Genomic DNA, 13393 nt, shown 5'->3' with positions numbered 1-13393 from the left:
TGTTCAACCAACATAATTATGGTTCAACTTGTAAAAGTTGCCCAAAAACTTCCGTTAAAATTTGTTTAAGTTTTATTGCTGCATGATTTTGGAGGCGCTGTTGGGTCATTTCTGGTGTCGCATTTTGCACTTTTATATTGTTAACAGTCGTACTGTATAAATCATCTGAGTGCTGATATTTTGCTTCGGCAAAAACCGTAAACTCACGTCCACCTTGATAGTTGGGTAAACAAATATGGGTCAGCACCACTGCTCGACTAGACTGCGTTTGTAAATCAGCTTGCCAATCCGTCGTTTGCCAAATGCGCCAAGCACCACGAGTATTGTTATCTAAAACCGTTTTTGGGCGATTGACCGGCGCGCCTTGGATTGCTTCGGCAAGCGCAGCATGTACGATATTCCCCGTATTACTTTGCAAGCCTCCAGTATGTCCGCCATGATGTATAGGTTTAAAGGCTTTTTGCCCATAAAAAACGCCTTGTATATCGCTATCAGTTAATCTTGGAAAGGCGGTTTGTGCCACTCGATCATGCGTGACCAAGCGTTTAAACCACTCTACCATGACTAATGGAGTCAGACGGTTTTGTTGTTCACTTGGGTTAGTCACTTCATCATTGATGACTAACGGCAAACGATAAGGAACTGTGTGCAGCGTTTGGGAATTTAGTGCTAACCAGCTCTCATTACTCGGTGTATAAGGTGCAGCGCTGGTAAATCCTCGAAGCACATTCTGTGGGTTTTTAGCTAATAACCAACGTTCTTTTAATAAACTAGTCAAATAATCTCGCTCGGCAATATCTGCGAAATACGTTGTAATGGGGTGACTAACCACACTGGATGAGGTTTTCTTGGTGCGTGTTAGAGTCTGTTCAAAAAGTGCCAAGACATGCTGATCCCCGAGCAAGCTGTTGGTACTCGCTCCTGCCATTCGAGCTTTGCTCAGAGTCCCTGTTATCGCAAAAACATCTGCTATTTTCAGAGGCTCTACAGGCGTGTCATAGTCCAAACTATTCGCGTAATAACGAAATCCTAATTGGGTCTGCCCTTGACTGCTTAACGTGGCAAAATCAATCGCCGTAACCGTACCTTGTTCAGCTGGGATAGCAAATAATTGTGCATTACCCAACACTCTATCTTCCCAGTACGGACGTGCATAATCTGCCGAGGCCGAGGTGCTGTATCGGGCAGTTGAGCCAGAACGTAACGAGTCACAATGTAATGATGTAGTGCTGTTTTGTTGCGGTAACAAAGGCGGACTGGTCATGACACTGGAATAAAAATAATCCACAAAAGCGGGGCTGGGTGCTTTATAAGTAAACGTAGTAGCGGGTGCATTAGCAGACCAGAACTTAAATAAACGATGGCTTTGATTGTTCTGGTTGGGTGTTTGGGATGGGGAATTGGCTTGCGTCTTTTGAGAGGTACTCGACGATTCAGCATTCTTTTGCTTAGTCGCTTCGACGGCCCTTTGTAACTTTTGTTTAGCTTGGCCTAACTCTGAGTCATCTATGACGATTTGAGCTTGTGCAACACTAACCGTACCCCCAAAAATTGACACAATAATCGCAACAAAAATACCAGCAAAAATGAAAGTGCTCTGCAGCATATTACGAACTGAGTGGGTCATAGTCATCCTTTACTAATCAAACCAAAAAACGTTTGGTTTAATATAGCATTAATTATCCATACAAATCATCCCTATTCACACTAGCACTGCAGTAGATAACTTGAAAGACAACTCACATCGGTTTAGTCTTGTCTTATGCCGTTGCTTAAATGAGTAGATTATGACAACTGATGCAATTTTTATTGGGATTGATGGGGGAGGCACTTGTTGTAATGCCAAACTATTTAATCGTGATAAACAGGTATTAGCAGAAGCCCAATCGGGGCCAGCCAACGCGTTTGTGGATGCCCAACAAGCCCAAGAATCTATTTTATCCGCCGTTAAACTCTGTCTCGCATCGGTTGGTTTATCCACTTCAGCACTCTCCTCTGTCTATGTAGGCGCAGGGTTAGCCGGGATGGGAGTGACTTCTGCCCAACAACTTATGGTGGATTGGGAGCATCCTTTTGCGCACTTTGCGGTGACGACAGACGTACATATATCAGCATTAGCTGCCAATGGTGGTGCAGACTGTGGGCTAGTTGTTGTTGGCACGGGTTCATGTGGGGCGAAATTATATAATAGTGGCTTAGTGCAATATGGTGGATATGGCTTTTGTCTAGGAGACGATGCATCGGGTAGTTGGCTCGGCCTACAAGCCCTGAGGCATACCTTACAAGCATTGGACAGTGTGGTTGATACATCCTTGTTAAGTGATGAAGTCGTATTACACTTAGGGCATTCAGATATCGCGAGTATTATTGAGAGTTTTCATAAATTAGGCCCAAAAGAGTTTGGTCAGTTTAGCCCGATTGTGTTTCGTTGTGCCTATGCCGATGATAAAGCGGCATTAACTATTATCCAACAGGGTGCTCGTTATTTAGATAAATTAATCCAACGTGTGAGTGATGATTTTTCTCAGCCGGTTTTCTATTATGGCAGCGTCATGACCCATTATATTCCGTATTTAAAACAAGCAGCGAAAAAGATTTTAGTGCATCAGAAAATCATGCCGGAACGTGGTGCCATTGTTTATTTGGAGCAGACACTAAGAGCGCTGGATGAGATATGAATATTTTTGCGAAGCAGGCATTTTTGCCGCAAACCTCTGATTGGCAAAAACACGTTCTGGTATCACTTAATGCCCAAGCTATTTCAGCTGTCAGACAAATACATGACCATGAACTGGCGAGTGTGCAGGCGACAGCGGATATTTGCTGTGAATTTTTGATACCTAATTATGTCGATCTCCAAGTAAACGGGGGCGGTGGAATATTATTTGCGGAAAATACCACGCCTTCAGACCTTAAAAAAGTCGTGGAAGTTCACGCTAAATACGGTACAGGCGCTTTATTACCCACGTTGATCACCCATCATCAAGCCGCCATGGAAAACATGGCCGATGTGGTTTCATCGGTTTTAGCTGAAGCTTCATCAGGATTGTTAGAAGGAGGACCGGTACAAGGTATTCTCGGTGTACATTTTGAAGGTCCATGGTTAAGTCCAGCCAAAAAAGGGATCCATTTAGCTGAACATATCAGAGCGCCAAGTGATGCTGAGTTATATTGTGTGACACGAAAGGATTTGGGGAAAGTCATGTTAACACTGGCCCCAGAAACGGTATCTGTGGATGTTATCCAAGATCTAGTCAGGCAAGGCGTGGTTGTTTCGATTGGTCACTCTAATGCGAATGTGGATCAAACCTTAGCGGCCTTATCTGCAGGAGCAACTGGTTTCACACATCTATACAATGCAATGTCAGGTTTACAGGGGCGAGACCCAGGTGTACTAGGTGCCGCTTTGGGCGAGTTAGATACATTTGCGGGGATTATTGCGGATGGTCACCATGTGAGTTCTTATGGTTTAAAGTTAGCCTATAAAACCAAAGGGGCAGATAAACTTGTTTTAGTGACGGATGCTATGGCACATGCAGGTTCTACCGAAGCTGTTCTACCCTATTTCACAACAGAAATTACTCGTCAAGGAAATCGCTTAACCACCCCCGATGGTGCCTTAGCGGGTTCTTGCTTAACTATGCATGAAGCTATGTTGTATATGCATAAAAGCGTCGGTGTTGCGTTATTTGAAAGTGTAAAAATGGCCTCACAGACCCCTCTTGATTGGTTGCAAGCACCTAAATTTAATGCAATACAACAAGGCAATCAGGCTAATTTTATCGCACTAGATGCTCAGTTTGCTTTGCAGGCGCAATGGCATCAGGGGAGCAAAGTCACTTAAATGTGCCTATTAAATAAGTCACACTGGCACCTTATAACAACCAACGTTGGTCAATATCAATAAATGTGTCACTTGCTTGGATCAAAGTATTAGCGGTCAGATTTAGTACCCCATAGACAGCTGTAGAGCAAGAATGCTGGCGTTTAATGTGGTCCAACAGTATCGCAAAATCCCCATCCCCAGAGAGCAAGATAATGTGATCAACACCTTTAGCTTGTTCCATGATATCTATCGTAATACCCACATCCCAATCACCTTTGGCTGAACCGTCTTGGCGTTGGATAAACGGTTTGAGTTTGACGTCAAAACCGATGTGTTTTAGTGCACTTTGAAATTTTTGCTGCTGGCTATCCCCCTTATCTATAGCGTAAGCAAAGGCGGCTTGAATAGTAAATTCTTGGGCAATACTTTGGTAAAAATAGCGATAGTTAAACGGACGACCAAAAGTATCGCGTGAAGTGTAATAAATGTTTTGTACATCAACAAAAATAGCAGCGGTTTTCACGTTGTTTCTCTAATGTTTTTTCTTAGATTAACACGTACCAACATAAAGTGTTGATAAGACAATCACAGACATAGTGAAGTTACTGCTTTAATCCATGTTTTTGTAATTTTCGATATAACGTTCGTTCACTTACTCCTAACTGTTTAGCCAAAGTCGAGATGGACGTATCTTGTGTGTAAAGTTTACTAAGATAAAGGCCTTCTTGTTCTTCTAGGGTATGGATTTTTTCATTTTCGTTTTGTTTTTCGAGAGGATGTCCTAGGTGGGATTGAACAATATGGTGTGACTCGATCAATTTACCAGGTGCCTTGAGTGCTGCACGATAGATGATATTTTTTAGTTCTCGAATATTTCCCCAATATGGCAAAGTAGAGAGTTTAGACAAGGCTTTTGGAGAAAATTGTTTATGGTTTAGCTCTGTTTCATCAAGCAGCGACTCCGCCAATAATGATATATCTTCTCTTCTTTCCTGTAACGATGGTAATAATATTGGATAGCCACATAGACGATAATATAAATCTTTTCTAAATTCACCTCGTGCAACAAGTTCAAGGAGATTTTTGTGGGATGCACAGATGATCCTAAAGTCAGAATAGATTTCTTTGATCCCGCCAACTCTTCTAAATGTTTTAGACTCAAGTAGACGTAAGAGTTTTACTTGCATCCCTAATGAAACATCTGCGATTTCATCAAAAAATACGGTGCCACCATGGGCGAGTTCAATCAGACCTTTTTTGTCTGTTTGAGCCCCTGTAAACGCTCCTTTCACATGCCCAAATAATTCTGATTCAAATAAGTTTTCGTTCATCCCTGTACATTCAATAATAATGTATGGTCCAACATTCCTAGCACTGGAGTCATGAATTGCTCTTGCGGTCAGTTCTTTACCGGTACCTGTTTCACCTTGTAATAACACACTAATTTCTGATTCTGCCACCGTATTAATTTCTTGAAGTAAAGATAGAAAAGCAGGCGAACGCCCTAACATCTTTTGCTTGGTTGGTTCGGCTGAAGCATAGTCGATACGGTCTAATATTTCCAAGAAACCAATAGTCATCCCATCATCGTCTTGGATCGTCTTCATATTGATTTTGCAGTACGTTTTGCCCTGGCTCGTATGATGATTATGGATCACAGTATGGGGTAATTTAGTTTGTTTGCATACTTGCATAGGGCATTCTTCACCGTGCATATCACAAGGTGCATGATGCCGATGTGAGATCCCAAAACAAGTACTTTTACCCAGCTCCACTGGTGTATCGTATGTTTCCATGTACAGGGTATTAACAGCAAGAATGACATAATTCAGATCGATGAAAATCGCAGGTTTGTCAATTTCATCAATCATCGTTTTGATAATAGTTAAATTCATAATTAAATTTTTGTCATATTTGTCGATAATATTGTCTAATTTGACAAAGGTTGTCAAGATGAGTTGATATTTCCCAGTTAAAATAAGACTGTTAGGGTTGGCACGAAAATCGCAATAGTTTTATTAAGTCTTAATTTAATCGGAGTCCACATGGAACTTGATCCTCTTATTCTATCTCGAATACAGTTTGCCTTTGTGGTGTGTTTCCACGCCATTTTTCCAGTATTTACAATAGGGTTAGCTAGCACTATCGCAGGGTTTGAAACCTTAGCATATAAAACAGGTAATCCTATATGGCACAAACTTTCTAAGTTTTGGATCCAAGTTTTTGCGGTGGTATTTGGTATTGGGGTAGTTTCTGGCATAGTCATGTCTTTCCAGTTTGGGACTAACTGGAGTAATTTCTCCTATGCTACTGCGAACTTCCTTGGGCCTGTACTTAGTTATGAAGTGGTCACAGCTTTCTTTTTGGAAGCCGGCTTTTTAGGAGTATTGTTATTTGGCCGTGATAAAGTACCACAGGGTGTTCACCTCTTCGCTGCGTTGATGGTCGCAACAGGCACCTTTATTTCCTCATTTTGGATCTTAGCGGCAAATTCATTAATGCAAACCCCTGATGGACTTATCAATATTGATGGGATATATCATGTTGTATCGTGGACTGATTCACTGATTACTCCTTCTTTTGGCTATCGTTTTGTCCACATGGCACTTGCATCATTTTTAACCGCCTCCCTAGTGGTGGCAGGTGTAAGTGCATGGTTTTTAATACAAAAAAGAGAGGTCGAAGCTAACAAAAAAGCATTATCCATCGCGTTATGGTTCTTGCTTGTTTTAGCGCCGTTACAAGCCGTTATTGGCGATTTTCACGGTTTAAATACATTAAAATATCAGCCAATGAAAGTCGCAGCAATGGAGGGTAACTGGGAGACACAACCTGGTGTACCTTTACTGTTATTTGCAATACCAGACGAAAGCGCCGAGAAAAATCATTTTGAGATAAAAATTCCCAAATTAGCGAGTTATATACTGACCCATGACCCTGATGGTGTTGTGCCTGGCTTAAAAGATGTTCCTGTTGCAGAAAGACCGCCAGTTTTTATTGTCTTTTGGTCATTTAGAGTGATGGTTGGTTTAGGGTTATTAATGATTCTATTTGCATTGTGGGGGCTGGTGTTGCGACGCAATGGAAAAATTTACACTTCGACAACGTTCTTAAACGGCCTGCGACTAATGAGTATTTCTCCATTTTTAGCCGTCTTAGCAGGTTGGGTCGTTACCGAGTCAGGTCGAGCACCATGGCTTATTTATGGTCAGATGACACATGCTGAAGGTTTGACTCCGTCACTCACTGGAGGTATGGCACTATTTTCACTCATTGGTTATGTATTAGTTTACGCAATGGTATTTAGCGCTGGCATATATTATTTATTACAGGTGTTTAAAGGAGGAATTGAGCATACCGATATTCCTCATGAATTGACTACGGTCGAAAGACCAAGTCGTCCACTTTCTGCTGCTCATATTGGTATTGACGAGGATTTATAAAATGGAAAATGTATTTGATTTAACCATAATTTGGGCTGGCATAATTGGTTTTGGCTTGATGATGTATGTCTTAATGGATGGATTCGATTTAGGGCAGGGGATTTTATTTCCTTTCGCTCCAAATGAACAAGCAAGAGATACCATGATGAATTCTGTTGCGCCGATTTGGGACGGTAATGAAACCTGGTTAGTGTTAGGAGGGGCTGGTTTGCTAGCAGCCTTCCCTTTAGTGTATGCCGTATTTTTACCCGCATTATACATTGGCGTGTTTTTGTTGTTGGCAGGGCTTATTTTTAGAGGAATTGCCTTTGAATTTCGTTTTAAAGCCAAAACCTCAAAATACTTATGGAGCTGGTCTTTTTCTGTTGGCTCTATCGTTGCTTCATTCGCCCAAGGAGCAGTAGTCGGAGCATACATTCAAGGTTTTGAGACAGAAGGATTTGCTTATTCAGGTGGTGCTCTAGATTGGTTAACACCATTTACTGTTTTGACAGGTTTCGGTTTAGTGATTGGATATGCGTTATTAGGTAGTACATGGTTGATCTTGAAAACCGAAGGAGAAGTCCAAGATTTTGCCTATAAGATTACGCCAAAGTTACTATTCGGATTAATTGGGGTGTTTACTGTGGTGTGTATTTACACTCCGTTTATTGATGAATATGTGTTTAGCCGCTGGTTTAACGATATTTCATTCATTTGGGCATTGCCAGTATTGGTGTTGTATTGTGCCTATCTTGTTTATAGGCATGTAAAAAAACGCAATGAAGGATTACCTTTTGTGGCTTCCATGGGTATTTTCTTATTTAGTTATTTAGGCTTATTAGCCAGTAAATGGCCTTACATTGTGCCGCCTAAATTTACTATCTACGATGCGGCATCAGCATACAACTCACAGTTATTCTTACTACTTGGTTTTTTATTTGTTATTCCCATTGTGTTGACTTACACCAGCTGGACATATTGGGTGTTTAGAGGCAAGGTCAAAGAAGGTGGGTATCATTAAACTATGCCTCAGGAAAAGCTAAGTTTAGCTAGTTTCAAAGATGTTAATACTGGTCAAGATTTTCTTAAAACCTGTCTCAATAGCCACCAAGCACAGTTGCGATTAGCGGTGCTTTGTGGTGCGTTAAGCACGTTTCTTCTATGTGTCCAATGGGGAGTGGTTTCATGGCTTGTCCATGAGGTAGTTGTTGATGAAAAAAAAATCAGTGCAACCTTATCTTTGATCATTATTTTAGTGATGACTATTGTGCTAAAAGTCATAGTGACGAAGTTACAAACTCATTTTTCTGAATTAGCTAGTGCTGAAATTTGTTATGAGATAAGGCAAGTATTACTGGCACACTGGAATAAAATATCACCTTGTCAAAGGCAAATTTCTCCTGCCGCATCTGCCACTCAGTTGATTGATGATGTGCATAATATGGAAGGGTATTTTTCTCGGTATTGGCCACAACAAATGTTGTCGGTGATAGCTCCATTGCTGATATTTTTTGTCGTGCTGTGGTTGAATTGGTTGTGTGCATTGTTACTTCTGATTTCTGCCCCGCTTATTCCACTATTTATGATTCTTATAGGTATGGGAGCAGAAACTGTCAACGCGAGACATATGCTTTTGAGGCAGCGGTTATCTGGACATTTTTTGAATCGTATTCAGCATTTACAAGTGGTTAAATTACTTGGGGCAACCACTCAGCTAGAGGATGAAATAAAGACAAAGAGTGAACAATATAGAGTCGTCATAATGAGAACGCTGAAAATAGCATTCTTATCATCGACCGTACTGGAGTTTTTTACAAGTATTGCAATAGCGAGTTTAGCTATGTACATCGGCTTTTCCTTGTACGGAGCAATAACCTGGGGGCCTGCTCAGGAGATATCATTATTTAGTGGGTTGTTTATGTTGTTATTGGCACCTGAGTTTTTTCAACCCTTACGAATTTTATCCCAGTATTATCACGATAAGGCAAGTGCACTGGGAGCTGCCGATAATCTATTACCCCAGTTAGGACAATTACATCACATAACCCAAACCACTACAGCTGTTGAGCGCCCTTTTCCTATCTCAATTCACTCTCCTGGTCCACAACTCTACCTAAGAGATTTGTCGATAGGGATAGTTGGGGAAGCAGTGTTAGCGCAAAATATAAATTTACGTGCCAAGGGAGGGCAAATTATCGCAGTAAGCGGTCCTTCAGGTATCGGCAAGACCATGTTATTGAATACATTAGTGGGTTATTTACCACCCATTAAAGGTCAAATAAAAATACTACCGCAAAGTAATATCTCGTATTTACCGCAACGCCCTTGGTTTAAAAACGGGACGATTTTAGACAATATTACAGCGTTGGCTCCGTTAGCTGAAGTAGATGATATTTGGCAAGCGTTGGATCGTGTCGGTTTACAAAAAGAGCTGAAGGAGAGTAAACGAGGTTTAGATACCAATATAGGAGATCTAGGTTTAGGTTTGTCTGGTGGGCAATTACAGAGAATTGCTTTAAGTCGAATATTGTTGCAGCCAAGTCCAATTATTATCTTAGATGAACCAACGGCAAAATTAGATAGGGAAAGCCGTAATACCGTGATTGATGTCATCCAGGCTTTAGCACAATCCTCTATTGTCATTGTTGCGACTCATGATCATGCACTGATACAAATTGCCCAGCAAGTGATTGATTTTGCTTCTCTAAGATATGAGAGTCGTTCATGAAATATTGGTTTAAGATCATTTTTGCAGCTGAACAAAAGAGAATTCAGCTAGGTATTTTATTAACCTTTATTACCGCTATTTCTGGCGTTGCATTGTTACTTTTATCTGGTTGGTTTATTACGGCTACAGGTTTGGTCGGCATCAGTTTGAGTTTGGGTATAGTTGTTTTATTTGATATGTATATGCCTGGTTCAGGTATCCGCTTTTTTGCGTTAAATAGAACCGTAAGCCGATATGTTGAAAGGTTATATAATCATAATACGATTTTAAAATTAGTCGCGGTATTTCGAGGGGAGTTGTTTGGGCGTTTGCTCAGGCTGAATTACAGTGCGAGTCAACACACAGATAGCAAAGAATGGTTAAGCCGTTTAACCGCCGATTTAGATGCTTTAGACAGCATCTTGTTAAGATATACCATCACCCCATTAGCTATTTTATTGCTCAGTATCGTTGTCACGATATTCAGCTATTTTATATGGCGTGATATTACTTTTTTACTCTTGGTATTGCTTATCATTGCCTGCTTATTGGGAGTGTTTGGTACTGTATTTTTCACGGCGAAACATGCCTTTGATATAGCCGTACTGCAAAATACGTTACGCAAGAAAAGTATTGAGCATTTAGAAGGGAGTTTTGAGTTACATTGTATGGGTTTACAAACTATGCATGCTACTCCGCTACAAAAAAAGTTAAGCGGATTAAATCGTTTGGAAACTAAATTTCGAAAATCCTCTAGTCGCGTTCAATTTTGTTTGGATCTATTTTTGCAATTAGGTTTGGTCAGTGTGATTTTATTTACGTTACATAACGTGAACGAGATGGTTATTTCTGAACCTGTTGCAGTATTATTTATTTTTCTGACAGTCGGTTTGATTGAGGTTGTACAAGCCTTGCCAGGTCAATTTAAAGAGTGGGGGAAGACCAAATACTCAGCCGTTAAGCTACAACATGAATTTTCACAAACGACACAACATTCGGTTGATTTACCTGCTACAAGTCCTGCCGTTGAACAATTATCAATACACATAAATGCTCATCCTTTTATACCCGCCAGTAAACAGGGCTTAGTCATCTCATTGAATAAAAATATAACATCATTTGTTGGACGCTCAGGATCTGGCAAGTCGACATGCGCAAATATATTAGCCGGTTTAGTATCTCAAACAGAGTTGTCAGAAAATCAGGTGCAATATTTCCTAAATGGTGAATCGTTACAAAATACCAAGCTATTCAATACAGCTGATTTATTTTATTTGCGACAAGAAAATACTATTTTCTCCGATTCAATTCGTTACAACCTCACTATTGGTCTGCCTAGAGTCACTGATGCTGAGTTAACCTTAGCGTTAAAGAAAGTTGGATTAGCTGATTGGGTAGCACAATTACCTCAAGGTTTGGATACATGGCTTGGTGAAACTGGAGAGAGTCTCTCTGGAGGACAAGCGCGTCGAATTTGTCTTGCTCGACTGTTCTTGAGACAACCCAAGTTTGTTATTTTAGACGAACCATTCAATGGAGTTGATAAAAGTACTGCAGATAAGATCAATGATGAATTATTACAGCATTTTAAAAACAGTAAAGTAGCTGTTTTTACACACGAATTAGCAGGCTTTCATTCAAATGAGGTACAAGCCGTAGTGACTGATTTAAATTTGGCATAAGCAAAGGCTCTTTAAGTTTACAAAATTATAACACACAAATTGACTTAGTACTTTAGGGTATATATTATATCTTTTTGATCTAAATCGTGGTGAAGTTTTGGAAGTGTTTGGATATATTGCGGCTGTATTGATGGGAGTTGTACTGGGAGCTATCGGTGGTGGTGGTTCCATACTAACGGTCCCTATTCTCGTTTATTTATTTGGTCAAGAAGCAACTGAAGCGACCGCATATTCGTTGTTGATCGTGGGCTTGACAGCTACCTACGGTGCCTATTCTTACTTTCGTAAAGGTTTGATTGATTTCAAAGCCGCTATCATTTTTGCTATCCCATCGATAATCGCCGTGTACTTAACGCGCGCATACTTGATGCCTGCTATTCCTGAAGTGTTATTCACAACCCCTTTTGAGTTGACGCGAAATGCACTGATTATGGTGAGTTTCTCCATGTTGATGTTGCTATCAGCATTTATGATGCTGACGAGAGACAATAATAAAATGAGCCATGCAAATAAGGGACAACGCCCATTACTGATTATGCTTGAAGGCGCAGTGGTAGGTGTTGCAACCGGTGTCCTTGGTGCAGGAGGCGGATTTTTGATTATTCCAGCACTAGTGATTTTTATGGGCATGGAAATGAAAAAAGCAGTAGCAGCTTCTCTCCTAATTATTTCTTTAAAATCGTTAATTGGTTTTACCGGTGATTTACAAGCCGGTTTTCAAGTTGACTGGTTGTTTGTTCTTAAACTCATCGTCTGCACGACTCTTGGCATGACAATCGCCGCAAAAATAGCATCGAATGTTGACGGAACAAAATTACAAAAAGGTTTTGGCGTATTTACCTTGATAATCGCCGCATTCATTTTAATTAAAGAATTGATATAAGGAGTAGCAATGAAAATAAAGACTTTTCACGACGAGGTAACCGCTACGTTTACCCATATCGTCATTGATGAAGACACCAAAAAATGTGCTGTTATTGACTCCGTTTTAGATTATGACCATTTCTCTGGCATGGTAAAAACAGATAATGCTGACAAAGTAATAGCTTACATAAAAGAAAACGGCTTGGTAAATGAGTGGATTTTAGAATCACACATCCATGCCGACCATATCACTGCCTCAGGCTATTTGCAGGAACATATTGGTGGTCAAACCGCGATAGGTATTGGGATTAAAGATGTATTAAAGATCTGGGTCCCACTCTTTGATGCGAGTGAAGATACGCCCATTACAGGAGAGCAATTTGATCGTTTGCTAGACGAAGGAGATGAAATTCAAGTTGGTAATATTACTTTAACGACATGGTTAACACCAGGTCATACTCCTGCCTGTGCGAGTTACTACTGTGCCCAAGAAGATATTATTTTTGTGGGAGACACGATGTTCGCGCCGCATCTGGGTACTGCAAGATGTGATTTTCCAGGAGGCTCTGCATCAGATCTATATAAAACCATACAACGATTCTATTCTTTACCTGACAATACCACAGTGTATTTATGTCATGACTATCCAAAGCCTGGCGAAGAACCTTTGGTAAAGATTACGATAGGTGAGCAGAAGATATCTAATGTGCAGATCCAACCAGACACAGAATACGCGGAGTATGTGGCTAAAAGAGAAGCGAGAGATGCGACATTATCGGTACCGAAGCTGTTATTTCCATCGTTACAAACTAACTTAAGATTGGGTGATTTTGGTGTTAAATCCAAAAACGGTTTGCAATACATCAAAATTCCAATTAATGCATTGTGA

At 40.5% G+C, this 13393-nt stretch carries 11 protein-coding genes; 8 read left to right on the top strand and 3 right to left on the bottom strand.

The genetic code is table 11. The annotated features are described in order from the left end of the window. Positions 1-16: 16 nt before the first annotated feature. Entirely contained in the window at positions 17-1627 is a 1611-nt protein-coding gene (locus tag NLF92_RS04905; RefSeq protein WP_254099455.1) for a hypothetical protein, read from the bottom strand. Positions 1628-1787: 160 nt separating this feature from the next. On the opposite strand from NLF92_RS04905, the gene NLF92_RS04900 reads away from it, so the two are divergent. Together NLF92_RS04900 and nagA are read left to right on the top strand one after the other, a co-directional pair. Next, a complete protein-coding gene (locus NLF92_RS04900; protein ID WP_254099453.1) occupies positions 1788-2678 on the top strand; it encodes a glucosamine kinase nucleotide-binding domain-containing protein in 891 nt (296 codons plus the stop codon). After that, positions 2675-3844, top strand: coding sequence for an N-acetylglucosamine-6-phosphate deacetylase (gene nagA, locus NLF92_RS04895; RefSeq protein ID WP_254099451.1), 1170 nt, complete (start codon positions 2675-2677; stop codon positions 3842-3844). The genes NLF92_RS04900 and nagA overlap by 4 nt, the downstream gene beginning before the upstream one ends. Before the next feature lie 31 nt (positions 3845-3875). Here the strand turns inward: nagA and NLF92_RS04890 are convergent, their stop codons facing one another. Then, on the bottom strand, positions 3876-4349 hold the full coding sequence (locus NLF92_RS04890) for a LabA-like NYN domain-containing protein (protein WP_254099449.1): 474 nt from the start codon (positions 4347-4349) through the stop codon (positions 3876-3878). A gap of 79 nt (positions 4350-4428) precedes the next feature. Continuing rightward, positions 4429-5721, bottom strand: coding sequence for a sigma-54 interaction domain-containing protein (locus NLF92_RS04885; RefSeq protein WP_254099447.1), 1293 nt, complete (start codon positions 5719-5721; stop codon positions 4429-4431). A gap of 150 nt (positions 5722-5871) precedes the next feature. On the opposite strand from NLF92_RS04885, the gene NLF92_RS04880 reads away from it, so the two are divergent. The 6 genes from NLF92_RS04880 to NLF92_RS04855 all read left to right on the top strand — a co-directional run bounded on the left by NLF92_RS04880 (position 5872) and on the right by NLF92_RS04855 (position 13393). Then, the gene (locus tag NLF92_RS04880; protein WP_254099446.1) at positions 5872-7269 is read left to right on the top strand and encodes a cytochrome ubiquinol oxidase subunit I; all 1398 of its coding nucleotides are present in this window, start codon (positions 5872-5874) and stop codon (positions 7267-7269) included. A 1-nt stretch (position 7270) separates the two neighbouring features. Next, the gene (cydB, locus tag NLF92_RS04875; protein ID WP_254099445.1) at positions 7271-8272 is read left to right on the top strand and encodes a cytochrome d ubiquinol oxidase subunit II; all 1002 of its coding nucleotides are present in this window, start codon (positions 7271-7273) and stop codon (positions 8270-8272) included. Between the two features lie 3 nt (positions 8273-8275). Further along, positions 8276-9979, top strand: coding sequence for a thiol reductant ABC exporter subunit CydD (cydD, locus tag NLF92_RS04870; RefSeq protein WP_254099444.1), 1704 nt, complete (start codon positions 8276-8278; stop codon positions 9977-9979). Then, positions 9976-11640, top strand: a complete 1665-nt coding sequence (locus NLF92_RS04865; protein ID WP_254099443.1) for an amino acid ABC transporter ATP-binding/permease protein — start codon at positions 9976-9978, stop codon at positions 11638-11640. Before cydD ends, NLF92_RS04865 begins: the two co-directional genes overlap by 4 nt. Positions 11641-11743: 103 nt before the next feature. Further along, positions 11744-12523 (top strand): sulfite exporter TauE/SafE family protein, encoded by a 780-nt coding sequence (locus tag NLF92_RS04860; protein WP_254099576.1) that lies wholly within the window; start codon positions 11744-11746, stop codon positions 12521-12523. 9 nt (positions 12524-12532) lie between these two features. Beyond that, positions 12533-13393 (top strand): MBL fold metallo-hydrolase, encoded by an 861-nt coding sequence (locus tag NLF92_RS04855; RefSeq protein WP_254099442.1) that lies wholly within the window; start codon positions 12533-12535, stop codon positions 13391-13393.

Source organism: Opacimonas viscosa, assembly GCF_024199005.1.
GTDB lineage: Bacteria > Pseudomonadota > Gammaproteobacteria > Enterobacterales > Alteromonadaceae > Opacimonas > Opacimonas viscosa.
The sequence above is the reverse complement of the archived record's forward strand: the minus strand, read 5'-3'. Positions and strand labels throughout refer to the sequence as shown.

Coding starts and splice junctions, on each gene's coding strand:
- NLF92_RS04905 (WP_254099455.1), bottom strand. CDS start 1,627: ATGACCCACTCAGTTCGTAATATGCTGCAGAGCACTTTCATTTTTGCT.
- NLF92_RS04900 (WP_254099453.1), top strand. CDS start 1,788: ATGACAACTGATGCAATTTTTATTGGGATTGATGGGGGAGGCACTTGT.
- nagA (WP_254099451.1), top strand. CDS start 2,675: ATGAATATTTTTGCGAAGCAGGCATTTTTGCCGCAAACCTCTGATTGG.
- NLF92_RS04885 (WP_254099447.1), bottom strand. CDS start 5,721: ATGAATTTAACTATTATCAAAACGATGATTGATGAAATTGACAAACCT.
- NLF92_RS04880 (WP_254099446.1), top strand. CDS start 5,872: ATGGAACTTGATCCTCTTATTCTATCTCGAATACAGTTTGCCTTTGTG.
- cydB (WP_254099445.1), top strand. CDS start 7,271: ATGGAAAATGTATTTGATTTAACCATAATTTGGGCTGGCATAATTGGT.
- cydD (WP_254099444.1), top strand. CDS start 8,276: ATGCCTCAGGAAAAGCTAAGTTTAGCTAGTTTCAAAGATGTTAATACT.
- NLF92_RS04865 (WP_254099443.1), top strand. CDS start 9,976: ATGAAATATTGGTTTAAGATCATTTTTGCAGCTGAACAAAAGAGAATT.
- NLF92_RS04855 (WP_254099442.1), top strand. CDS start 12,533: ATGAAAATAAAGACTTTTCACGACGAGGTAACCGCTACGTTTACCCAT.